We start from the raw sequence: 22905 nt of genomic DNA on the forward strand, positions 1-22905 counted from the left end.
CTGTACACAGCTATTTTTGGTCACAGCATCTAGTGAGGCAGTTTATGCCAGCATCTGCAAAGAATACTGACAGCACTGACACCAGTAAGACCCGCGCTAAGAAAGCGCCTACACAGAAGGCCAACAAGCAGGCTGCTACTGAAGGCTTCACCGACTTCACGCCGTATCAGCCAAAGAAGGGCGAAGAGTACATGAGCTCCAGCCAGTTGGAGCATTTTCGCCAGATGCTGCTGAATTGGAAGCAGGAACTCATGGAAGAGGTCGACCGCACCATGCATCATATGCAGGAAGACGCGGCCAACTATGCTGATCCAAGCGACCGAGCCACGCAGGAAGAAGAGTTCAGTCTCGAGCTGCGTACACGGGACCGTGAGCGCAAGCTGATCAAGAAGATCGACAAGACGCTCGATAATATTGATCGCGATGACTACGGCTTCTGCGAAAGCTGCGGCGTGGAGATTGGTATTCGCCGTCTTGAAGCGCGGCCAACTGCCACGCAATGCATCGACTGCAAGACACTTGCAGAAATCAAGGAGCGTCAGACCGGGATTTAAGCCCTGTCTGCACCACGAGGGCGGTTTGCGCCCTCTCCTACCGGCCCACTGCACATCGGTTCTCTGATAGCAGCAGTTGCCAGCTTTCTTGACGCAAAATCCAGAAACGGCGAATGGCTGCTGCGGATCGAGGACATCGACCCACTTCGAAGTCGGCAGACCGAAGCTACTGCCATCCTCACGTCTCTTGAACGCCACGGCCTGTTATGGGATGGCCCCGTCGTCTATCAGTCTGCCCGACTCACTCGTTATCAAGCCATTTTCAACGAGCTCCTTTCGCGAGGTGCCGTTTACGCCTGTGCCTGTAGCCGAAAGGCAATCAGTCTGGCATCGCAACTACCTTGTCAGCGCTGCGATAGACCCGCGGCGCTTTCTGACGATGTGAACTGGCGGTTTCGGGTAGCCGGCTCAAACCTGCGATTCATTGACCGCTTACAAGGTTCTCAAGACATTGTCTTGAAACCGATTGTGGAAGAACCTGTGCTTCTAAGGCGAGACGGTGTATTCGCCTATCAGCTTGCCGTGGTGGTGGACGACCATGATGCTGGCATCACTGATGTGGTGCGAGGAACGGATCTACTCAGCGAAACCTTTGCGCAACAAGCGCTCTACCAGACGCTCGACTGGATGCCGCCCAGCTTTGCGCATTTTCCGATCCTGGTGGATGAGCAGGGCCAGAAGTTGAGTAAGCAATCGAAAGCTCCACCACTGGATGACCGCCGCGTCATACAGAATCTCTTGTTCTGTCTTCGATTTCTGGGCATGACCAAGCTTGCTGATGAATTCACAGACGTTGATCCGGAGCTTCTGTTGCAGCACGCAGCTGCGGCCTGGAATCCGGCGCTCATCGGCGACATTCGCGAGCGAGCTATTTCTCACCCGAGCCTGTCGACGCTGTGAGCCTGTACCGGCGCCGATGGCGCAGCCACTGGCCTCGTAGTAGAGTGCACTGATGTATATCTACCGGCTTGTTTTCCTGCTTGTCTTTGGCATCTATCTCCTATCACCCATCGTGATGGACTGGTGGCTTGCGCCTGGCAGCAGCTGGTATCGGCCTTATCTCATCTGGGCTGCCGTCATCGTCGTCGCTGCCTTGCTGGAAAGCCGGAAGAATTCCGATGATTTTTGATCCCTTGTGGTTAGTTATTCTCGTTACGGGCTATCTCGTCTGCGTCGGGTTCGCAGGTGTTGCAGGCGGTCGGGGCTGGCCTCGCATTCAGGGCAGGTCCCTTGTATCTTCGCTGCTATTCGTACTGCCGCTGGGTGTTTATGCCAGTGCCTGGGCCTTTCTAGGCGCCGTTGGCACCGCGTACCAGTCGGGCTACGGCTTTCTCGCAATCTACCTTGGCATTAGCGGCTGCTATCTCCTGGCACCAGTTCTGCTGACACCCCTACTGGAAATCTGCAGAACCTATCAGCTCACAAGTATCGCTGACCTCTTCACATTCCGTTACCGGAGCCAAGGCAGCGGCACCCTCATATCGGTGTTCCTGGCGCTCGCATCACTTCCACTACTGTTATTGCAGTTCAAGGCACTTGAGGAACTTTTCGGATACCTGCTGCAGTCGTCCGACCATGCCTGGGCACTCATGATCGCTTACTGGAGCGGACTTGCTGTTCTGGTCATCGTTATCGCACGAAACAAGCTGCAAACCGGTAAGCCGGACATGGCACTGAGCACGCTGCTCAGCTTCGAAATGCTCGTCAAGCTCGTAGGCTTTACCACGATAGGGCTACTGACGCTTTATCAAGTCTTCAATGGATTCTCAGGACTCGATGCCTGGTTGGTAGACAGCGCTCAGCGAATCAGCTCGATTGACCGCCATCTTGAAGAAGGCCCCTGGCGCACTCTGCTGCTGATATTTTTCGGAGCAGCCCTCACTACACCGCATATGTTCCATATGTTGCTCATGGGCCCCTCGAGCGGCCGCGCATTGTTCAGAGCGAGCTGGCTGTTCCCGGCCCTCCTGCTCGTGCTCGCCCTGCCAATTCCTGTGGTGCTATGGGCTGGTATCAAACTCTCACTGCCCACAGAGCCTGAGTTCTTTCTGCTGGCGCTCGGCGTGGTGATGCAATCTCCACTGGTTAGCGGGTTGACAGTACTTATCGTTCTGGCGGCTGTGGGCGGCGTCGTGCTCGTGACGGTTGTGGCACTTTCAAGCATGTTGTTGAACCATGTGGTGCTGCCGACCTATCAGCCGGTGTCCAGTCGGATGCTGAGTCAGGAGAACCTGTATCGCTGGCTCACCACCGGGCGGCAAATCCTGGCGATAGTTCTCATGATTGCCGTCGCTGCTCTGGCCCCTATGCTGCCCGATTCAGTGACCCTGTCCACGCTTGGGCTCCTGTCATTTTCGGCCAGCCTGCAGCTGTTACCGGGCATTTTGGCGGTTACCTACTGGCCAACTGCGAACAGACTCGGCATCATTTTCAGTTTGATCGCCGGCATCATGAGCTGGGTGGTGCTCGTAGCGCTGCCCTATGCGGGCATTTTCGAATGGCTCCGTTTTTCCGACACACTCTATCCGGTAGTCGCCGACATCGATGAGTACTGGCATGTTGCCATCATGTTGGCGCTTGGTGTCAATATCACGATTTTCGTGACCGTCTCGCTTGTTTTCCGCAGCACAAAGGCCGAACTGAGCGCAGCGCAGGCCTGTTCATTTACCAGCTTTACCCACGGCAATCCCCGCAGCCTCAGTGTCCGCTCGGTTGGTGAATTTTCAACCGCTTTAGCCTCGCAACTCGGTGAGACCACGGCCGCCCGAGAGGTTCGCAGAGCCTGCAGGGAGCTCGACCTTTCGGCAGACGAGACCCGCCCCTACGCTTTGCGGCGGCTAAGGGACCGGCTTGAAGCGAACCTGTCGGGCTTGCTGGGACCCGCACTTGCACGAGATATCGTCAAGACCTCTCTGAGCGCCCATCCGGACCTCATGAGGCGTGGCGAAGCGCCAGCTTTTGGCAGCAGTTTGCCGACTGCACCTGATATCACTTTCGTTGAGAACAAACTCGAGCGCTACCACGACCGATTGACCGGGCTAGCGGGTGAGCTGGACAGGCTACGACGCTATCATCGTCAGATCCTGTTGAATTTGCCCATCGCAGCCTGCACCGTCTCGGAAGAGAACGAGATACTGATCTGGAATACGGCTTTTGAAACCCTTTCGGGTCTGCCTGCGCAGTCTCTCATTGGCTCTCACCTCAGTGCGTTGCCAGAACCCTGGAGCTCGCTACTTACAGGCGTCATTGAAGAGCCTCGGAGCGCTGCCAATGCTCAGATGCTGAATCTCCCTGACAGGCAGTGCTGGGTGAGTGTCTACAAAAACGCGATCGGCGGCGCTGATGCAAACGACCTTGGTCAGGTTATCGTCGTGGAAGATCTGACTGAAGTGAAGCGGCTCGAAGCAGAAGTTCGGCATAGTGAGCGTCTCGCGTCGATCGGCAAACTGGCAGCGGGCGTCGCGCACGAAATCGGCAATCCAGCCACAGGTATCGACTGCCTTGCACAGAACCTTCGGCTGGTTACCGACGAAGAAGAAGTGCTCAAAGTTGCTTCACAAATTCGCCAGCAAACGGGGCGGATCTCCAACATTCTCGAATCATTGATGAATTTTGCGCGCAGTGGACACGCGCCAGAGTTCAGCCACAGCGGTGCTGTCGTGCTCTTCGACCGGGTGGAAGAAGCCATACATTTGCTGTCGCTGTCCCGAATCGACGGTCATGTCAGCTTTGACAACAGACTCCCCAGAGACTGTGTGGTCACAGGTGACGAGCAGTTATTGACTCAGGTCTTCATTAACCTGCTATCCAACGCCCGGGATGCCTGCGTCAAAGCAAGCCTGAAGGGTCTTGAAAGCCGAATTGTCATTCTCGAACATGAGCGGACTATCGACACCAGCATCATTCACATCAACGATACTGGTGAAGGTATGAGCGATCAGGTACTGCGACATGCCTTCGATCCTTTCTTCACCACAAAGGGCCCGGACAAGGGTACTGGGCTCGGGCTCACACTTGTACACCGTATCATCGAAGAACATTCCGGAAAGATCAGTTACCATAGCCCAATATATCCGGCTGATAACACGGACAGTATCGCGCTATCTGCCAAGCCTTCAGTGGCTGGGAGCGGGCCGTCGGAACCAGGCCCAGCGTCGGTTGGTCAATCCAGTCTTCAGCGGGGGACGAGAGTCGAAATACGGCTGCCTCTTGCTGATATAACTGCACGCGAACAGCGGTAACCCGTTTTTATGGCGAACATTCTCATTGTCGAAGACGAGCAGGTCATTCGCTCTGCGCTCAAGCAATTGCTCGAGTACAACGATTACACAGTCAGCGAGGCCGGCAACCTAGATGAGGCGCTCGAAGCTATTCGTAGCGAGCGACTCGATCTCATCATCACCGATGTAAGGCTACCTGGGGGAGAAGGCACCAGCCTTATTGAGGAGGCCAAGAACATTCCGGTTCTGGTGATGACCAGCTATGCGAGCATGCGCTCTGCTGTTAACGCCATGAAACGTGGCGCAGTGGACTATCTTGCAAAGCCCTTCGACCATGATGAGATGCTCTCCGCCATCGAGTCGATTCTGATAAGGCAGCGTCAGCGAAGTCAGCTCGTCCAGAGCGCGGGCGCGGTTTCCGCTTCACCCACAGCAGGTAGTAGCGAGACAGTTACTGCCGAAGGTCCGCCACGCGCAGGCGTCAAGAGTTTCATGTACGGCGACTGTGAGCAGATGCTGAAGCTGTTCACGCTCATAGAGAAAGTGGCACCGACTGATTCGACCGTGCTGATACAGGGCGAGTCCGGCACGGGGAAGGAACTGGCAGCGAAAGCGCTTCATGCCTTGAGCCGCCGCCATGACCAGACCCTGATCTCCGTGAACTGTGCAGCCATACCCGAGACACTGATCGAATCCGAACTGTTCGGCCACGAGAAAGGCGCGTTTACCGGCGCTGCGAGTGCGCGACGAGGCCTCATCGAAGCGGCTGACGGCGGCACGCTTTTTCTCGACGAGATCGGTGAACTCCCCCTCGAGGCCCAGGCGCGGTTATTGCGCGTATTGCAGGAGGGTGAAATCAGGCGTGTCGGATCTACCCAGTCCCGCCAGGTGGACGTCCGGCTTCTTGCAGCAACGCACCGTAACCTCAAGGCGATGACACGGAATAACGAGTTCCGCGAGGATCTTTTCTATCGCCTGAACGTCATGCCATTGAAGATTCCGCCGCTTCGGGATCGGGGCGACGATATCCTGCTTCTGGCGGACAAGCTCCTGCAGAAATTGCTCAAGCGCATGGACAAGCCGGGCATCGTACTCACCCAGGCTGCCCGTCAGGCCATAGCTGCCTACGATTGGCCAGGTAACGTGCGAGAGTTGGAAAACGCGCTGGAGCGCGCCATCATCGTCACCGATGCACCCGGTATTACACCCGACCTACTCGACATTGACTTTGACGATCGTCAGAACAGTTATCTTGAGGCGCTCGCCACGGGCGATGACATGCCGAAGGAAGCCGATGCTGCCAAAAGCAGTGATCTCTCACTGGAAGACTATTTCCAGCATTTTGTCCTGGAGAACCAGGACACGATGAGCGAGACAGAATTGGCTAAAAAACTGGGCATTAGCAGAAAAAATCTGTGGGAACGACGTCAGCGCCTGAGCATTCCTCGCCCCAAAAAGTCGGGATGACCTGCTTTGTTACCTGCGAACACAGTGGAGACACATAAACCGCGGGCATAGGTAACACTTCTGACATCCCGACATCACACCGAACCAACGCTATAAACACAAGCTATTGATATTGAATACATTTAACAAGTTGGCTTGGTTACTGCTATGTAATGAATTGTAAAATAAAAACAATACGAACTCCGCACCAATAAAAACAATAATGCACTTAGACATGACTCACTTGAGTCTCACGCCCCTCAAACAATAACAACCGGGCACGAGCTGAAAGTTTTGAATGCTGGCCTTCTAGCAGATTGATTGCTCCTGAAGCAGTTTCGGAATAAGAAAAGCCTTAACAAAAACAACAACGGCACAGAAACCGAATTGCCTGCTCCTAGAGTCTTACTGCTCGATGTGTTCAAAGCCTTTTGCTTGTAATTTGATATGACAGCGCGCTCAGCGTTGTTCTCTCCGACCACACCGGTCACTTTCAATGGGGCTGCTTCGAGCAGCCTTCATGTTTTTCCTTCGTGTCCGCTTGCTTTTTGCTTTACTATGCGTCCTGGCATTCTTCCGCACAAAAACAGACATTCTTCATGCTCAGAAAACTTCTAGGATTTGCACGCCGCATCGCTGCGCCGCAGCCACAGGCCGACATTCCACAGGCAGCCATGCCTGCTACTCATGGCATCGACAAAAAAATAATCCCCCGCGATCAGCATTCGATTTCACGCAAGCAGATCAGCAGCGCCGCACTCAAGGTGCTCTATCGCCTGAACGCTTCTGGTTATCAGGCCTACCTGGTGGGTGGTGGCGTACGTGACCTCCTGCTGGGCGGCCATCCGAAAGATTTCGATATCGCTACCGACGCCCATCCCGAAGTCGTAGACGGGCTATTCTCGAACGCGCGCCTCATAGGCCGCCGCTTCAAGCTCGTCCATGTCCGCTTTGGTCGTGAGATCATCGAGGTGGCGACCTTTCGCGCATCAGCTGACCTTGAAGACGAGCATCTGCACGAAGAGACCGGGCGCATACTCAGAGACAACACCTACGGCAATCAGGACGAGGACGCTGAACGACGCGACTTTTCCGTGAACGCGTTGTATTACGACATCTCCGATTTCAGTATCCATGCCTACGCCAACGGTCTGGATGATCTCAATAACAAGGTACTGCGCCTCATAGGCGACCCCGCTGTTCGCTACCGCGAAGATCCGGTACGGATGCTGCGAGCTGCCCGGTTTGCCGCCAAGCTCGGATTCACCGTTGACAAGGCAGCGTCGGACGCTATCTATGAGCTGGGCGAACTGCTGGCTGGAGTACCCTCTGCCAGACTCTTCGATGAAGCGCTTAAGCTGTTTATGTCCGGCTACGGTCAGGCCGCCTGGAAACAGCTCGAACATTTCAACCTGCTGCAGTACTTGCTGGCACAAGTTCCACAGACGCCAACCGGGCTGAAGCTCGCACTGTTGGCCCTGGCGAGCACAGATAGCCGGGTTGCAGCAGACAAGCCAGTAACGCCCGCGTTCATCTACGCCGCTTTTCTCTGGGAAGCATTCTCGAAGGAATATCGAAAGACGCTCGCCACCGACGTGGCACCGCAGGACGCTTTCTTTGCGGCAGCGGATTCAGTCGTAGCCAGGCAGTTGTTGACCACGAGCATACCGAAGCGCTTCACCATGCCCATGAAAGAGGTCTGGGGTCTTCAATCGCGGCTCGAGCGTCATAGCAAGCGAAACGTCAAGTCCTGCCTGTTCCACCCGAGGTTCCGCGCCGCCTATGATTTCCTGCTCCTGCGGGAAGCTGCCGGAGAGGATACCGAGGGCGCGGGACAGTGGTGGACAGACTACATTGCGTCCGACGAGGGCAGATTGCTGCATGATGAAGCACAGGAAAAACATGAGCAGCAGCGCCTTGAGCGTCGTGAATCGTCAGGCGGACGTGACGATGGTGATGGACGCAGACGACCGCGCCGTCGTCGTGGGCGGAAACCGCAGCACTAGTGGCCAAGTGTTCATGCTTTGCTCGCTGAGCCAGATTAGCGCCAGTGTCTTGGGCTGAACAGGCATTGCTACCCATAGCGAGCGAGGCCTTTATCGGCCTTGGCAGCAACCTGTCAATGCAGGGCATCGGCAACCCCGTCGATATCCTGCGCCAGGCCCTTCAGCGTATTTCTGCCCTTCCTCACACTCAACTCACGCAGTGGTCGTCGACATATGAGAGCGATCCGCTGCCGGGCAGCGGCACATCTCAATCGCAATACGCCAACGCTGTATGCGCGGTAGCCACTCGCCTCACCCCCAAGGCCCTGCTGACATCACTTCAAGCGATCGAGCACGACTTCGGACGGGTTCGTGCAGGTCATCGCTGGACGTCCAGAACGCTGGATCTGGATCTGCTGTTGTTCGATGACCAGAAGCTCGATGATCCTGAGCTCACTATCCCGCATTACGCCATGCTGACACGTAACTTCGTACTCATTCCGCTGCTCGAGATTTCCCCAGCGCTCCGTTTCGTCGATGGCCGGCCCCTCTCTGATATGCCCGCAGCCAAGGATCGGAAAGGTCTGGTGCTCATAAAGCGCTTTACAAGCAAAGAATTGGCATTAGTCTAGAGATGATCACCTACCGGATGAATGGGGAGAAGACATGAGCGGACCCAGAATTACCCTGTCCAGGCTGAAGAAGATGGCGGCAGACAGGGAACGAATAGCGGTCCTCACGGCCTATGATGCCATGTTCGCACGAACGGCAGAGCTGGCAGGTGTAGAGGTATTGCTGATTGGCGACTCACTCGGCATGGTACTACAGGGGAAGGAAAGTACAGTGCCGGTCACAACGGCGGACATTGCCTATCATACTGAATGTGTGGCGCGTGGCAGTCAGACAGCCTTCATCATGGCTGACATGCCTTTCATGACCTACAACGATGCGGCCAGCGCGTGCCGTGACGCAGCCACGCTCATGCGGGCTGGTGCGCACATGGTGAAACTGGAGGGCACTGGCTGGCTGGCTGACGTGGTTGCACAGCTTTCGCGGCAGGGCGTTCCGGTTTGCGCACACCTCGGCCTCACGCCACAGTCGGTACACAAGTTTGGCGGCTACAAGGTCCAAGGCAAAACGGCTAAGGCCGCAGACGCCATGCTCCAGGATGCTCACGCTCTGGTAGAAGCCGGGGCAGACATGCTCCTGCTCGAATGTGTACCTCCGGATCTGGCGCGCAGGATCACTGAGTCTGTCGCCGTCCCGGTAGTCGGTATTGGCGCGGGGGCAGACACTGACGCCCAAGTGCTTGTAATGCACGACATGCTTGGCCTGGGCGAGCGCAAACCGGCCAAATTCGTCAGGAACTTCATGGATGGCAGCGATTCCATTCAGCAGGCAATTGAGCGCTACGTTCAGGCTGTGAAAGACGGCAGTTTCCCTGCGTCTGAGCATTGCTTTGCTGAGGTGGAGTCTTGAGCTTGAACATGCAGACCTCAACAGATATCGGTGAGCTGAGGGGCATACTTGATCGTTTTCGACGACAAGGTGCGACTATCGGTTTTGTTCCGACAATGGGCAACCTCCACGCCGGTCATATCAGTCTCATCGAGCAATCCGTGAAGCAGTGCGATTTCACGGTGGCCTCGATTTTTGTCAACCCGCTTCAATTCGCTGCGGGTGAGGACTTCGATACCTACCCAAGAACGCTGGCGGACGACCAGATCAAGCTGGCGGAAGCAGGTTGTGACCTGCTGTTTACCCCGACCGCAGAGCAGTTGTATCCGCGTGGTCTTGAGGCGCATACCAAGGTTATCGTTCCTGAGGTTACTCGCCACCACTGCGGCGCTCATCGGGCAGGACATTTCGATGGCGTATCTACGGTCGTCAGTATCCTGCTGAATATCGTTCAGCCAACAGTGGCATTTTTCGGCGAAAAGGATTTCCAGCAGGTGGCGGTCATTCGCAAGCTTGTTGCCGACCTATTGCTGCCAGTGAAAATCGTTTCCGGTGCCACCATGCGGGAGGCTGACGGCCTGGCCATGAGCTCACGCAATCAGTATCTGTCTGCCGAACATCGGCCAATGGCCGCCGGTCTGTATCAGACCCTGCAGCATATCGCTGGTCGCATCAGTGCTGGCGAAAAGAACTTTCTGCAGTTGCAAACGGAAGGTTTGGCCGAATTGGCGCAGAAAGGCTTCCGAACCGAGTATCTCAACATCGTACGTGCGGACACTTTGGAAGTAGCCAGTGAGCGTGACGGGGATATCGTCGTTCTGGTCGCAGCGCGTCTCGGGCAGACCCGACTCATCGATAATATTCGTATCACCCGCAGTCACGACAAGCCGTTTCAAGGATAAGTAGATATGGACTCGTCTTTCAGGACGCCAGAACAGGACCAGCAGTTCAACAAGGCCTGGGAGGTGCTGAAGCAACTAGCAGATAACAGCCAAAGTGATCGCATACTCGATTACTTCGACGCGGAGCCTGACCGGCTGGAAAAAATGACGGCGAGCTGCGCTGATTTGAGGCTGGACTACTCTCGCAGCGCCATGAGCCTGAAAGTGCGCGACCAACTGCTAACGCTCCTCGAGCACAGCGGGTTAGATACCGCCCGCAAAGCCATGTTCGGCGGTGAGCTGCTGAACAACACCGAACAGAGAGCCGTGCTTCATGCGGCGCTTCGTCGTAGTGCCGGACCAACTGCCAGCGGCCTGGAAGACATCTCCAGCGAGGTGGAAGCTGCCCTGAACAAAATGTCGAAGGTTGTCGAGCGCTTGCACTCCGGTGAATGGACAGGCCACGACGGGCAGTCGATTACTGATGTAGTCAGTATTGGAATTGGCGGATCGTTTCTTGGGCCCGAGGTCGTGGTTGAGGCGCTGCGGCCTGACTGGCATCCGCGCATCCGTGTCCACTTCGTTGCCAACGTCGACGCCGCGGACATTCTTAATACCCTTGAAGACCTCAGCCCCAGCACTACGCTGTTCATCGTCCAATCCAAGTCGTTCACCACGCAGGAGACACTGACCAACGCGCTCACGGCTCGCGCCTGGTTTCTTGGTGACCCTGCTGTTGCGGCGCTGGACGATACGGCTGAAGCCTTGCGCCGACATTTCATCGCCGTTTCGAGCAACGTTGAAAAAGCCCAGGCCTTTGGCATCGATGCCGGAAACATCCTGCCTATGTGGGACTGGGTTGGCGGCCGCTATTCGCTCTGGTCGGCTATCGGCCTGCCGATAGCGTGCCAGATCGGTATGCCGCTGTTCCGCAAGCTACTGCAGGGTGCAGAGCATATGGACGAACATTTCCTCACGTCGCCTTTGGAGAAGAATCTCCCGGCCCTCCTGGCGGTGATCGGCATCTGGTACAACAATTTCAGGAACATCGGTAACTACGCCATCATTCCCTACGATCAAGGCCTGAACGACCTGGCTGCGCATCTGCAGCAGGTCGACATGGAGAGTAACGGCAAATCGGTACAGCGTGACGGCAAACCGGTGTTTTCGCAGACGGGTACAATTGTCTGGGGCGGCGCCGGCACCAATGGCCAGCATGCATACCACCAGCTCATACACCAGGGCACGCGCGTCGTGCCTGTCGACTTCATTCTGCCTTTGCGTTCCAGACAAGTGGGACGTCCTCTAGCTGAGCGGATCGGCATTGAGCAGATTCAGAAACATCATCGAATGTTGATTTCCAACTGCCTGGCCCAGAGTCAGGCCATGCTGACCGGCAAATCGCTGGACCAGGCACTGCAGGAATGCCTTGATGCCGGTATGAGTAAGACTGAAGCCACACAGCTGGCGCCTCATAAAGTGATTCAGGGCAACAAGCCGAGCACCACGATCACTATACCGGAGGTGGACGCTTTTACGGTGGGCCAGCTCATTGCCATGTATGAGCAAAGGATTTTCGTGCAGGGCGTGATCTGGAACCTTAACTCCTTCGATCAATGGGGGGTCGAGCTGGGCAAGCAAATGTGCTCGAGCATCCTGCCCTTACTGGAAGGCGGTTCGGATAGCGGCGCCCTGAATCTTGATCCGTCGACGGCACAGCTGGTCGACGCGGCCCGCGCTGCGAATTCCTAAAGCAGCCTCGGTGGCGTGTCCAGACGTATGTCAGTCGGGTGCACGCCGTGCTGTTCGAGCAGCAGCTGTTCACTTCCGGCAGCGTCTATCAAGCGCTGCCATAGCTCCGCCGCCGTGCAATGACGTTCCGGGTGCACCCAATCCGGCAGTATGTCGGTCAGTGGCTTGAGCACATAGGGGTACTTCACGACATCCTTTCGCGGCAACTGAATCTGATCGGTTCTGCACACGAGCCCGCCATGAAAGAGAATATCGATGTCGAGGGTTCTGCCAGAGTATTTGGTTTCATGGCCGCTGCGCCCACTCGCGGCTTCCAGACGCTTGACCAGCGCCTGTAGCGCCGACAGAGGCTGAGTATTGCGGGATGCGACCACCAGATTCAAAAACGGGGCGCCATCGAACCCCACAGCTTTGCAGCGGTATATCGGAGACATCAGCAAATCTGGGAATTCTCTGCAAAGTGCCGAAAGCGCCGTATGAATATGCCGTTCGGGCTCAATGTTGCTGCCGATGCCGAAGCCAGTCAGTACCTTTTGCTGCGCCGGAGAGTTCACTGCTGGGTTAAGCCGGTCTGGTGTCAATTTCAATGCCTACGAAGTCTGTGCCAGCTACTGCACCTGGTTTGCGGATGCGCATGTAAAAATGGGTCACGCCGAACTCGTCCTGCAGACAAGTCATGAACGCGCCCATCAAGCGCTCCAGAAGCGCGTAAGAGGACTCACGGGCAATGCACTGCAAGCGCTCGCAAATCGCTGCGTAGTTCAGCGTCTGGTCGAGAGCATCTGACTGCATGGCTGCGCTGAAATCGGTGTTCATGGCAAGGTCGAGGAACAGGCGCTGTTCGAAGCGTCGCTCGAAGTCGTATACTCCAATTACGCAGTCCAGTTCCAGGGCTTGAATGACTACGCTCTGACGCTGCGGCAAGGAGGCGCCGATGGTATCTACCGGTTTCATGATCTGTCTTCCATTGGCTTACCTGCTGGGTTCATCCATGGGCGCTTATCTCATTTGCGTCCTGTTTGGCTTGCCTTCGCCTAGCGAAAGCGGCTCACGCAACCCCGGAGCAACTAACGTATACAGGTTAGGCGGAATGCTACCTGCAGCACTCACGCTAATCTGGGATGCTGGCAAAGGCGCCCTGGCGGTTGGCCTGGGACATCTTGCTGGCCTTGAGGCCGAATATCTCGGCCTGGTCGCCGTTGCTGCAGTGCTCGGCCACATTCTGCCAATCTATCACAAATTCCAGGGTGGCAAAGGCGTAGCGACAATGCTGGGCACTGGTCTCGCACTGGCGTTCTGGACAACGCTGATACTGGGCGCGGTGTGGTGGGCCCTGCTGCTCTGGAAACGTATATCTTCTTTGGCCTCATTGGCAGCGGCAGGTCTCGCGCCCTGGATTGCTTATTTTTTCAATCCGGACTTCACGCTGTTTTTTGTTGTGCTCTCGCTCGTACTCGTGATCCGGCATCGCGACAACATCATCGCTCTTGCCAAAGGCAAGGAACAATCGCTGTAGACACGGGTGCAATCTTGGCTGAGCTACCTAGGTCTGGCTATCGACCATAAGCGATGACAGCGGCCAACGGGGTGTAACAAGCACTTCCAGATTTTTTCTGGCTTCTCCATTGATCGCTCGCCGATAACCCGCCAAAGCGATCATCGCACCGTTATCTGTGCAAAACTCCGCTCTTGGATAAGCAATGCTGAAACCAGCCTTACGGCCGGCCGCATCCATTACTTCCCGCAATCGACGATTGGCACTCACGCCACCAGCCACCACGAGTTGACGGTAACCAGTAGCTTCGATAGCGCGTCTTGACTTGATGACGAGGCTATCGACGACTGCTTCCTGGAAGGCCGCTGCAATGTCAGCGTGTTTCGCCTTGCCTTCTGCGAGCACATTGCGAGTGAATGTCTTCAGCCCGCTAAAGCTCATATCAAGGCCCGGTCGATCAGTCATCGGCCGCGGAAAGCGCATCGCAGTGCGGTCGCCGGTATCCGCAAGTCTTGCCACATTGGGGCCACCCGGATAATCGAGCTCGAGCATCTTCGCCACCTTGTCAAAGGCTTCGCCGGCGGCATCATCCAGCGACTCTCCCAGCAACTCGTATTCGCCGGGTTGATGGACCGCCACCAGTTGACTATGCCCCCCGGAAACGAGCAATGCCACAAACGGCGGTTTCAACTCCGGGTCGTCCAGCATTGGCGCAAGCAAGTGACCCTCCATATGATGAACACGGACTACCGGCAGATTACGGCCCCAGGCAAAGCCGGTGGCAAAGCAAGCGCCCACCATAAGCGCGCCGACGAGTCCGGGGCCAGCGGTATAGGCCACTGCATCGATGTCTGCTGCAGTCAGTTCGCACTCGTCCAACAGGGCATTCAACAAAGGCCAGAGCTTCTGCACATGATCGCGTGAGGCCAGTTCGGGCACTACACCGCCGTAATCGGCATGCATGGCAATCTGGCTATGGAGCACGTGACCGTACAGCCTGGCCGTCTGCCTATCTTCGCCAGGAGGGTGTCCGTAGACGGCCAGAGCAGTTTCATCACAGGAGGTTTCTATGCCCAGAACCCTCATGAACCGGGCCTTTCTGGCGACGTCGGTATGGCTTGCTTCATGTTTTCCCCTGTCTTTGGCTCTGGTCAATTTTTCACGGCAGCTTTACAGCCCGTGCCTGCAGCGTTTACAATGCGCGCCCTTGCGAGAAACTGTATGGATTTCGTTCGTCCAGAACCCTCATTACCCTGAAATCGGGTACTGGATCAGGACTAACCCGAGAGGTCAGCAGCATTCCGTGGAATTGAATTGTAACCAATATTGAAACATGAGTGGTGTAAATGCCTTCAGTTAAATTGAAAGAAAACGAGCCGTTCGATATCGCCCTGCGCCGATTCAAGCGCTCCTGTGAAAAGGCTGGCGTCCTTTCTGAAGTTCGTCGTCGTGAATTCTATGAAAAGCCGACCGCAGAGCGTAAGCGCAAGCTGGCTGCCGCTGTAAAGCGTCATGCCAAGAAAGTTCAGCGCGAACAGCGTCGTTTCGAACGTCTGTACTGATTGCTGATCCGCTGGCTCGATGCCGGCAGATTTGCTGGCCCAGGCCAGACCGATAATCTGAAGAGCAGCTTCAACAGCTATATTCATGGCTGTTCGTTTTCATGCGCTCAATTTAACTCGGTACTTTCTTTCAGCACCTGAGCTGATGTTCAAGTCGATACGGAATTGAAGATGTCTATCAAAGCGTCATTAACGGCTGCAATGAAGGACGCCATGCGCGCCCGCGATCAGGAACGGCTTAATGCAATCCGCCTGATACTTGCCGATGTCAAACGCATCGAGGTCGATGAGCGCATCGAGGTCGACGACGAGCGCATGCTGGTCATTCTCGACAAGATGAAGAAGCAGCGATACGACTCAATCTCGCAATTCGAGAAGGCTGGTCGCGGTGACCTCGTCGAACGTGAAGAGTTCGAACTCAAGGTTATTGCTGATTTTCTGCCTGAGCAGCTGTCTGATGAGGAACTCGATGCCATCATCAAAGATGCCATTGAACAGACAGGCGCGAGTTCGATGAAGGACATGGGCAAAGTGGTCGCAATCGTCAAGGGCCAGGCTCAAGGCCGCGCAGACATGGGCCAGGTCAGTCAGAAAATCAAAGGCGCCCTCGCCTAGTCCACCTGCTATCCTTGCTATAGACTTTCTCCCTGCGCAGCTTCTAATGCGCTCGTTTGGTCTGGAGAAACCTCAAGCCAATGGCTGGACGAATACCCGACGCGTTCATCGATGAAATCAACCGGCGTGCCGATCTCGTAGGCATCGTTCGTGATCGGGTGGACCTCAAAAAGGCTGGCGGCTCATGGACAGGGCGCTGCCCCTTCCATAACGAAAAGACGCCCTCTTTCCACGTTTATGAAACCGGGGACTTTCCCCACTACCACTGTTATGGCTGCGAAGCCCACGGCAACACCCTCAGTTTTCTTACCAGTATCGATAATCTCGACTTTGTTTCGGCCGTTGAAAGCCTGGCGGGACGACTTGGACTGGAAGTGCCGCGCGAACAACAGGATCGTGAGCGCTACGATGAGCTGAAGAGCAGCTATTCCGCGGCAACACTGGCTACAGAGCTGTATCAGGCAGAGTTGCGGCGCGGCAACTCAGTCGCTTCGAGTTACCTGCGCGAGCGCGGTGTTGACCAGAGCATGCAGACATTGTACGGGTTAGGCTACGCGCCTTCCGCCGGCAAGCTATTAGCTCAAGCCAAGGCCGCGGTGAAGCTTCGGCCCGCCTTGCACGGTCTCGGGCTGCTCCGCGGCGATGCCAGCTCAGCCTACGATCAGTTCAGAAACCGTCTCATGTTCCCAATTCGCGACCACCGCGGCCGAACCATCGGCTTTGGTGGGCGCACCCTGGGTGACGACAAAGCCAAGTACATCAACAGCGTCGAATCCGAACTCTTCAAGAAAAGCCAGGTCGTGTACGGCCTCTGGGAAAGCAAACAGCATTTCGGCAAGGTCGACCGACTGGTCGTGGTGGAAGGCTATCTCGACGTCATCGCGCTGACGCAGCACGGCATTTCTGGCGCCGTGGCCACCATGGGCACCGCCACCAACGAAGAGAGCCTGCAGCGCCTGCTGACGCTATCGGAGGAGGTCGTGTTCTGCTTCGACGGCGACAGTGCCGGCATCAGCGCGGCCAAGAAAGCCATGGAAAAAATCCTGCCGCTCCTGCAGGACGGCCAGCGCGTAGCCTTCATGCTCCTGCCTGAAGGCGAAGATCCGGACACCCATGTCAGACGAATCGGGGGCGAAGCCATGGCCGCCGCGCTTGACGAAGCCCTGCCACTGTCACTCTTCCTGTTCCGCGTACTGGGACAGAATCTTGATCTGTCGCTTGCCGAGAGCAAGAGCCTGCTGTTCAAGCGCGGCACTGAAATGCTGAACCTGATCAACCGCCAGACTGCACCCGCCCTGCATAATGGCCTGAAGGAGGATCTCTGGAAAGCCACGCGGGATCAGCACGGCTATCAGAACGCTGCCGGCAAGGGTAACTTCAAGAGCCGAAGCAACAGCGGCGGGAGCGGCGCCAATGGCGGCGGTTATGATCGCTTCAAGCGCCGTCCGCCTGCGCCGACGCTCAGCTTCAGCCAACTCATGGAAGGCTCGGTACTGACCGCAAGAGCCACCCCGCTGGCCCGATCACTGGTCGCGTGTTTACTGCAAGACCCATCCTGTGCGGCCCGAGCCCTTACCATGGGCGATTTTGACATTGACGATGCTGCCGAACGGGATGCGCTGGGCTTCGCTGGTTGGCTGCGGGAAATGGAAATCAACAGCACCGAAGACCTGCTGTACGCGCTTGGCTGCAACCCGGAACTAGCCGACCGATTGCAATACCTGTTCGACCTGCCTGCCCTCGAAACCGGCTCAGGGCTGCCGGAAGGTAGCATGCTTGAGCAGCAACTGCAGGATACACTTGCCCAAATGAAACGTAGCTATACTCGTAGCACACTGCTTCGAGTCGAGCAGGCCATGCGGATAGATCCTGCGGATGCCGAGCTGAAGGCTCAATACAAGCGTTTAATTGCAGAACTCTGACTGGCTATAGTTGAATTTGCAGGGCGTCGGACCCATAACTGGGATAACGACGCAAGCCATTGAAGTGCCTGAACCTGAGGCAACAATGGTACGTAAGAATCAGGAGCAGAGACGTAGTAACAGAATAAGTTACTGGAGTACAGACCCGGTCGGCGGTATAATGCCCGGCTAATTTTTGCTCGCACACACACACGGATTTACGTAAGCAAGAAAAGACTGTCTGAGACGCAGCGACAGGTGCGCTCCTGATGACAACCTTGGCAGCAAAATAAGGTTTACAGCCTTATATTGATCGGTTTGATCAGTTTGATCAAGTGTTGTTAGGTTCTGCTCTGGCGTGCTGTCGGCGACTGTCCGCGTACATCCAATTGAATAGGGTTCATATGTCGGTAAACACCCGCAAGTCTCGTTTGAAAGAGCTGATCGCTCGTGGCAAGGAGCAGGGCTATCTCACCTATGCAGAGGTTAACGACCACCTGCCGGAAGACATAGCTGATCCTGATCAGGTCGAAGACATCATCCGCATGATCAACGACATGGGCATCCTCGTTTGCGAGGAAACGCCCGATGCCGAATCACTGTTGATGAGCGATGGCGACGCCGCTGATGACTCAGCCGCTGCCGAGGCTGCTGCAGCCCTGGCCTCGGTGGAGAGCGACGCCGGCCGAACCACTGACCCCGTCCGCATGTATATGCGTGAGATGGGCACCGTGGAGCTGCTGACGCGTGAAGGCGAAATTGTCATTGCGAAGCGTATCGAGGAAGGCATCAGTGATGTCATGGCAGCCCTCGTCTACTTCCCCGGCACCATGGAGCGCGTATTGAGCGCCTATGCTGCCAGCCAGGAAGAAGAAGGGCCGCGCCTGAATGAGATCATCATCGGCTTTCTCGACGACACTATCGACAGCCAGGCGCCCGCGCCGGCAGCAGACAAGGATGACCTTGATGATGTCGTGAAGCCTGGTGGTAAAGGCAAGAAGGACGGCGGCAAGAAAGATGCTGTTGCCGATGATTCTGACGACACCGATGACGATTCAGATGATGATTCCGATGAAGAAACTGAAGTCGAGAGCGGTCCTGATCCGGAAGTAGCCCGTGCGCATTTCGAGGCATTGGCGGCGAGCTACGCGGCTGCGCAGAAGATGATCGAGAAGCACGGTCGTGATCACAAGAATACGCAGGCGGCTCTCGAGACGCTGAGCGAGCAGTTCACCCGACTCAAGCTGGCTCAGAAGCAGTACGACGCACTGGTGCACCGCGTACGGATTTCGAACGAAGCTGTGCGTCAGAACGAGCGTGAGATCATGCGCATCTGTATCCGCGAATGCCGTATGCCGAAATCCGAGTTCATCAAGACCTTCCCGAGCAATGAGCAGGATCTGACCTGGGTCGATTCGTTCAAGAATAACGACACTGCCTGGGCTGCCGCAATCGTTGAGAAAAAAGACGAAATTGTGCGCCGTCAGCGACGGATCGCCTTCGTGAAAGACCAGCTCGACATGGATATTCCTTATGTGAAGGAAATTCATCGCCGGGTATCAATCGGTGAAGCCAAGGCGCGTCGTGCCAAGAAAGAAATGGTGGAAGCGAACCTGCGTCTGGTTATCTCGATCGCGAAGAAGTACACCAACCGTGGCCTGCAGTTCCTCGACCTCATCCAGGAAGGCAACATCGGTCTGATGAAGGCTGTCGACAAGTTCGAATATCGCCGAGGTTACAAGTTCTCGACCTATGCGACGTGGTGGATCAGACAGGCAATCACGCGATCGATTGCGGATCAGGCCCGCACCATCCGTATTCCGGTGCACATGATCGAAACCATCAACAAGCTGAACCGTATTTCACGGCAGATGCTGCAGGAGATGGGTCGTGAGCCGACGCCGGAAGAACTCGCCTACCGCATGGATATGCCGGAAGACAAGGTTCGCAAGGTCCTGAAGATCGCGAAAGAGCCGATCTCAATGGAAACGCCTATCGGTGACGACGAAGATTCGCATCTGGGGGATTTCATCGAGGACGGTCAGGCAGAGTCACCAATCGACTCAGCGACTGGCGAAGGCCTGCGTGAAGCGACCCGTCGCGTTCTGGCTGGCCTGACTGCACGTGAGTCGAAGGTTCTGCGGATGCGTTTCGGTATCGAAATGAACACTGACCACACGCTGGAAGAAGTCGGCAAGCAGTTCGACGTTACCAGAGAGCGGATCAGACAGATCGAAGCGAAGGCGCTGCGTAAGCTGCGTCATCCGAGCCGATCAGACCATCTGCGTAGCTTTATCGACGAGTAGTTCTGTCGAAAAATTGAAAAAGCCGCTGCGAAGCGGCTTTTTTGTGCCTGCGATTCCGCTCCAAAGAAGCGGCATGTTCGGGCAGTGCTCAGGTTTGTTTGAGTTGCGCCAACGAGGCCTTCGCCAGCCGGGTGACTTCTGCCCAGTTGCCGCTGGCCTGCACGTCAGCTGGCAGTAGCCAGGAGCCGCCGACACAGCTGACGTTCGGTAGTGCCAGGTAATCAGCAGCAGTCTCCATACGAACGCCGCCTGTAGGGCAGAAGCGGACCTCAGGTATAGGTGCGCCGAGCGCCTTCAACAGTGCGCGCCCACCAACCACCTCGGCCGGAAACAATTTCATATGGTAGTAACCATACGACTTTGCAGTGAGCACTTCGGTCGCGCTGGATACGCCAGGCACAAAGGGTATTGGCGAATCCTGGTAGGCTTCGAGAAGCTCCAGCGTGGCGCCAGGACTGAAGGCAAACTGGGCACCGGCATCCAGTACAGCCTGTTGCTGTGTTCGATCACAGACAGTGCCAGCACCCACAGCGACATGGGAGACTTCGCGAGCTATCGCCTCGATGGCCTTGAGGGCGCTCTTGGTTCTAAGGGTCACCTCGATGACATCCACTCCGCCCTCGGCCAGAGCCTGAGCGATGGGAACGGCATTCTCAAGCTTGTCGATACTCACCACCGCAATGATGGGCGAGCGGTTGAACAGCGCTTCGGTAGGCTTGAACTGGGGCGAGTAGAGTTCGGTCATCGATCCGGTCATGACTGTGTGCCTGCCTTCTTGCCTGGCTCGGTGCCGTAACCCGGCACCGCAGCGGACCCGTCGATATTCACAGTCTGTTCGGTGAGCCCGGTCCAGGTTTGAGTGAAGAAGCTCGCGCCTGATTCTGCTTTGCTCATGGCAGCGCGCATAGGTGCGAACAACTCCCGACCAAGGCCCCACTCGTTGGCGCTGAGATCAGGGACGACGATCTCTGCGCGGCGACGCTCCAGCTCGGCCTCATCGACTTCGAGAAGCAATTTGCCGTTCAGGGAGTCAACTTCGATTATATCGCCATCACGCACCAGGCTGATTGGGCCGCCATCGAGCGCTTCCGGCGAGACGTGAATGGCAGCCGGGACCTTGCCTGAGGCGCCTGACATGCGTCCGTCCGTCACCAGCGCCACTGCGAAGCCCTTGCTCTGCAAACTGGAGAGCGGCGGCGTTAATTTATGCAGCTCAGGCATCCCGCAGGCCTTGGGACCCTGGTAGTTGAGCACAACAACTACATCCTGATTCAGCTTGCCAGCGGTGTAAGCATCGACAGCCTCATGCTGGCTATGGAAAACACGGGCCGGCGCGCGGACGTAACGATGCTTGTCGGCAACAGCCGAGACCTTGATGATGCTGTTGCCGAGGTTGCCCTTCAACAGCTCCAGACCACCTTCTTTCTGAAAGGGTTCGGCCACCGTCTTGAGGATATCCTTGTCGCCAGTTTCCCGAGAGCCCGGCTCCCAACGGATGGACCCATCATTCTCCAGGAATGGCTCCTTGGTGTAATGGTCGTAGAGTCCTTCGCCAAGCATGGTGTCGACCTTGTCGTGGAGCAAGCCGTGCTCGAGCAGCTCACGAATCATGAACACCACTCCGCCAGCAGCATGGAAGTGATTCACATCAGCGTCGCCATTTGGATAGACCCGCGCCATCAGCGGTATAATCTTGCTGAGATCGCTGAAGTCCTGCCAATCGATCAAGACACCAGCAGCCTGGGCCATCGCCACAAGGTGTATGGTGTGATTGGTCGAACCACCCGTTGCCAGCAGACCGACCATGGCGTTGACGATACTTTCGACCCCGACGATGTCCATCATCGGACGGTAGCTACTGCCCTTGTCCGAATTGCGAATCGCCTGTTCGACGCCAAGGGTGGTCAGGGCACGACGCAGTGGGGTGCCCGGGTTGACGAAGGAGCCGCCCGGGAGTTGCAGCCCCATGAATTCCATCATCATCTGATTGGTGTTCGCGGTGCCGTAGAAGGTACAGGTACCAGCAGAATGATAGGAACCCATCTCGGCCTTGAGGAGCTCGTCGCGTCCCACCTGGCCTTCGGCATAGAGCTGTCTGATGCGGCCTTTCTCGCTGTTGGGTATACCGCTCGGCATCGGCCCGGCTGGCAGAAATACTGTCGGCAGATAACCAAAGGCCAATGATCCGATAAACAGGCCCGGCACGATCTTGTCGCAGATGCCGAGACACACCACGCTGTCGAACATGTTATGGGACAGCGCTATGGCCGTCGTCATGGCAATGATGTCGCGGCTGAGCAACGACAGATCCATGCCTGCCTGGCCCTGCGTGACACCATCGCACATGGCGGGCACGCCGCCAGCGACCTGAGCGGTGCAACCCATGCCTCGCGCGGCTTGTCGGACAAGCTCGGGATAGTGCTCGTAGGGCTGGTGAGCCGAAAGCATATCGTTGTAGGCCGTCACGATACCCACGTTGGCGGCATTCGCCATGACCAAGGTATTCTTTTCTTCAGTGCTGCAGGCGGCGATGCCGTGTGCGAAGTTGCCACAAGAGAGCTTTTCGCGGCGCTCGAAGGTATCGCGGGAATGCCGCATGCGGTTCAGGTACGCCTGCCGGTGCGACCGACTGCGCGCTTCGATCCGGGCGGTGATCTCGGCGAGTGCTTTTGAGGGCGCCTGCGCCGAGCTTGATGTTGTAGTACTCACTATTCCCTGCCTCCTGGAGCT

The 22905-nt window shown here is 56.4% G+C and carries 20 protein-coding genes; 15 read left to right on the forward strand and 5 right to left on the reverse strand.

The features are described 5' to 3' along the window. The first annotated feature begins 191 nt into the window (after positions 1 to 191). The 10 genes from dksA (at position 192) to pgi (ending at position 12296) form a co-directional block, all read left to right on the forward strand. Positions 192 to 554: an RNA polymerase-binding protein DksA gene (gene dksA, locus ACH3PB_RS14935; RefSeq protein ID WP_416399469.1), complete on the forward strand. Its 363-nt coding sequence runs from the start codon at positions 192 to 194 to the stop codon at positions 552 to 554. Positions 555 to 620: 66 nt separating this feature from the next. Further along, complete coding sequence (gluQRS, locus tag ACH3PB_RS14940; RefSeq protein WP_416399470.1) at positions 621 to 1454, forward strand: tRNA glutamyl-Q(34) synthetase GluQRS; 834 nt, start codon at positions 621 to 623, stop codon at positions 1452 to 1454. Between the two features lie 52 nt (positions 1455 to 1506). Beyond that, positions 1507 to 1683, forward strand: coding sequence for a hypothetical protein (locus ACH3PB_RS14945; RefSeq protein WP_416396130.1), 177 nt, complete (start codon positions 1507 to 1509; stop codon positions 1681 to 1683). Beyond that, positions 1673 to 4795, forward strand: coding sequence for an ATP-binding protein (locus ACH3PB_RS14950; RefSeq protein ID WP_416396131.1), 3123 nt, complete (start codon positions 1673 to 1675; stop codon positions 4793 to 4795). The genes ACH3PB_RS14945 and ACH3PB_RS14950 overlap by 11 nt, the downstream gene beginning before the upstream one ends. 9 nt (positions 4796 to 4804) lie before the next feature. Further along, on the forward strand, positions 4805 to 6241 hold the full coding sequence (locus tag ACH3PB_RS14955; RefSeq protein WP_416396133.1) for a sigma-54-dependent transcriptional regulator: 1437 nt from the start codon (positions 4805 to 4807) through the stop codon (positions 6239 to 6241). A gap of 578 nt (positions 6242 to 6819) precedes the next feature. Next, entirely contained in the window at positions 6820 to 8226 is a 1407-nt protein-coding gene (pcnB, locus tag ACH3PB_RS14960) for a polynucleotide adenylyltransferase PcnB (RefSeq protein ID WP_416396134.1), read from the forward strand. Between the two features lie 44 nt (positions 8227 to 8270). Further along, the gene (folK, locus tag ACH3PB_RS14965) at positions 8271 to 8837 is read left to right on the forward strand and encodes a 2-amino-4-hydroxy-6-hydroxymethyldihydropteridine diphosphokinase (protein WP_416396136.1); all 567 of its coding nucleotides are present in this window, start codon (positions 8271 to 8273) and stop codon (positions 8835 to 8837) included. Positions 8838 to 8871: 34 nt separating this feature from the next. After that, on the forward strand, positions 8872 to 9684 hold the full coding sequence (gene panB / locus ACH3PB_RS14970) for a 3-methyl-2-oxobutanoate hydroxymethyltransferase (RefSeq protein ID WP_416396138.1): 813 nt from the start codon (positions 8872 to 8874) through the stop codon (positions 9682 to 9684). An 8-nt stretch (positions 9685 to 9692) separates the two neighbouring features. Further along, a complete protein-coding gene (gene panC, locus ACH3PB_RS14975; RefSeq protein WP_416396140.1) occupies positions 9693 to 10565 on the forward strand; it encodes a pantoate--beta-alanine ligase in 873 nt (290 codons plus the stop codon). Between the two features lie 6 nt (positions 10566 to 10571). Further along, positions 10572 to 12296: a glucose-6-phosphate isomerase gene (gene pgi, locus ACH3PB_RS14980; RefSeq protein ID WP_416396142.1), complete on the forward strand. Its 1725-nt coding sequence runs from the start codon at positions 10572 to 10574 to the stop codon at positions 12294 to 12296. Here pgi and folK (ACH3PB_RS14985) read toward each other — a convergent pair. Then, the gene (gene folK / locus ACH3PB_RS14985; protein WP_416396144.1) at positions 12293 to 12850 is read right to left on the reverse strand and encodes a 2-amino-4-hydroxy-6-hydroxymethyldihydropteridine diphosphokinase; all 558 of its coding nucleotides are present in this window, start codon (positions 12848 to 12850) and stop codon (positions 12293 to 12295) included. The genes pgi and folK (ACH3PB_RS14985) overlap by 4 nt on opposite strands. Before the next feature lie 7 nt (positions 12851 to 12857). Further along, positions 12858 to 13250, reverse strand: coding sequence for a dihydroneopterin aldolase (locus ACH3PB_RS14990; RefSeq protein ID WP_416396145.1), 393 nt, complete (start codon positions 13248 to 13250; stop codon positions 12858 to 12860). Between ACH3PB_RS14990 and plsY the strand changes: the two genes are divergently transcribed. After that, positions 13231 to 13812 carry a glycerol-3-phosphate 1-O-acyltransferase PlsY gene (plsY, locus tag ACH3PB_RS14995; RefSeq protein ID WP_416396147.1) on the forward strand — a complete coding sequence of 194 codons (582 nt, stop codon included), beginning with the start codon at positions 13231 to 13233 and terminating at the stop codon, positions 13810 to 13812. The genes ACH3PB_RS14990 and plsY overlap by 20 nt on opposite strands. A gap of 27 nt (positions 13813 to 13839) precedes the next feature. On the opposite strand, the gene tsaD is transcribed toward plsY, so the two are convergent. Next, positions 13840 to 14877 carry a tRNA (adenosine(37)-N6)-threonylcarbamoyltransferase complex transferase subunit TsaD gene (gene tsaD / locus ACH3PB_RS15000; protein ID WP_416396148.1) on the reverse strand — a complete coding sequence of 346 codons (1038 nt, stop codon included), beginning with the start codon at positions 14875 to 14877 and terminating at the stop codon, positions 13840 to 13842. Between the two features lie 260 nt (positions 14878 to 15137). On the opposite strand from tsaD, the gene rpsU reads away from it, so the two are divergent. From rpsU to rpoD, 4 genes are all read left to right on the forward strand, one after another. Then, positions 15138 to 15353 carry a 30S ribosomal protein S21 gene (rpsU, locus tag ACH3PB_RS15005; protein WP_344805461.1) on the forward strand — a complete coding sequence of 72 codons (216 nt, stop codon included), beginning with the start codon at positions 15138 to 15140 and terminating at the stop codon, positions 15351 to 15353. A gap of 171 nt (positions 15354 to 15524) precedes the next feature. Further along, positions 15525 to 15968 carry a GatB/YqeY domain-containing protein gene (locus ACH3PB_RS15010; protein WP_416396150.1) on the forward strand — a complete coding sequence of 148 codons (444 nt, stop codon included), beginning with the start codon at positions 15525 to 15527 and terminating at the stop codon, positions 15966 to 15968. An 80-nt stretch (positions 15969 to 16048) separates the two neighbouring features. Next, complete coding sequence (gene dnaG / locus ACH3PB_RS15015) at positions 16049 to 17890, forward strand: DNA primase (RefSeq protein ID WP_416396152.1); 1842 nt, start codon at positions 16049 to 16051, stop codon at positions 17888 to 17890. A gap of 383 nt (positions 17891 to 18273) precedes the next feature. After that, positions 18274 to 20175, forward strand: a complete 1902-nt coding sequence (rpoD, locus tag ACH3PB_RS15020) for an RNA polymerase sigma factor RpoD (RefSeq protein ID WP_416396153.1) — start codon at positions 18274 to 18276, stop codon at positions 20173 to 20175. 88 nt (positions 20176 to 20263) lie between these two features. Here the strand turns inward: rpoD and eda are convergent, their stop codons facing one another. Further along, positions 20264 to 20932 (reverse strand): bifunctional 4-hydroxy-2-oxoglutarate aldolase/2-dehydro-3-deoxy-phosphogluconate aldolase, encoded by a 669-nt coding sequence (gene eda, locus ACH3PB_RS15025; protein ID WP_416396155.1) that lies wholly within the window; start codon positions 20930 to 20932, stop codon positions 20264 to 20266. Further along, positions 20929 to 22884, reverse strand: a complete 1956-nt coding sequence (edd, locus tag ACH3PB_RS15030; RefSeq protein ID WP_416396157.1) for a phosphogluconate dehydratase — start codon at positions 22882 to 22884, stop codon at positions 20929 to 20931. The genes eda and edd overlap by 4 nt, the downstream gene beginning before the upstream one ends. Positions 22885 to 22905 lie beyond the last annotated feature (21 nt).

Source organism: Allohahella sp. A8 (genome assembly GCF_047946665.1).
GTDB lineage: Bacteria > Pseudomonadota > Gammaproteobacteria > Pseudomonadales > Oleiphilaceae > Allohahella.

Excerpts from the sequence above, each read along its gene's own strand:
- dksA (WP_416399469.1), top strand. The coding sequence starts at position 192 with ATGAGCTCCAGCCAGTTGGAGCATTTTCGCCAGATGCTGCTGAATTGG.
- ACH3PB_RS14945 (WP_416396130.1), top strand. The coding sequence starts at position 1,507 with ATGTATATCTACCGGCTTGTTTTCCTGCTTGTCTTTGGCATCTATCTC.
- ACH3PB_RS14950 (WP_416396131.1), top strand. The coding sequence starts at position 1,673 with ATGATTTTTGATCCCTTGTGGTTAGTTATTCTCGTTACGGGCTATCTC.
- ACH3PB_RS14955 (WP_416396133.1), top strand. The coding sequence starts at position 4,805 with ATGGCGAACATTCTCATTGTCGAAGACGAGCAGGTCATTCGCTCTGCG.
- pcnB (WP_416396134.1), top strand. The coding sequence starts at position 6,820 with ATGCTCAGAAAACTTCTAGGATTTGCACGCCGCATCGCTGCGCCGCAG.
- panB (WP_416396138.1), top strand. The coding sequence starts at position 8,872 with ATGAGCGGACCCAGAATTACCCTGTCCAGGCTGAAGAAGATGGCGGCA.
- panC (WP_416396140.1), top strand. The coding sequence starts at position 9,693 with ATGCAGACCTCAACAGATATCGGTGAGCTGAGGGGCATACTTGATCGT.
- pgi (WP_416396142.1), top strand. The coding sequence starts at position 10,572 with ATGGACTCGTCTTTCAGGACGCCAGAACAGGACCAGCAGTTCAACAAG.
- plsY (WP_416396147.1), top strand. The coding sequence starts at position 13,231 with ATGGTATCTACCGGTTTCATGATCTGTCTTCCATTGGCTTACCTGCTG.
- ACH3PB_RS14990 (WP_416396145.1), bottom strand. The coding sequence starts at position 13,250 with ATGAAACCGGTAGATACCATCGGCGCCTCCTTGCCGCAGCGTCAGAGC.
- tsaD (WP_416396148.1), bottom strand. The coding sequence starts at position 14,877 with ATGAGGGTTCTGGGCATAGAAACCTCCTGTGATGAAACTGCTCTGGCC.
- rpsU (WP_344805461.1), top strand. The coding sequence starts at position 15,138 with ATGCCTTCAGTTAAATTGAAAGAAAACGAGCCGTTCGATATCGCCCTG.
- ACH3PB_RS15010 (WP_416396150.1), top strand. The coding sequence starts at position 15,525 with ATGTCTATCAAAGCGTCATTAACGGCTGCAATGAAGGACGCCATGCGC.
- dnaG (WP_416396152.1), top strand. The coding sequence starts at position 16,049 with ATGGCTGGACGAATACCCGACGCGTTCATCGATGAAATCAACCGGCGT.
- rpoD (WP_416396153.1), top strand. The coding sequence starts at position 18,274 with ATGTCGGTAAACACCCGCAAGTCTCGTTTGAAAGAGCTGATCGCTCGT.
- eda (WP_416396155.1), bottom strand. The coding sequence starts at position 20,932 with ATGACCGGATCGATGACCGAACTCTACTCGCCCCAGTTCAAGCCTACC.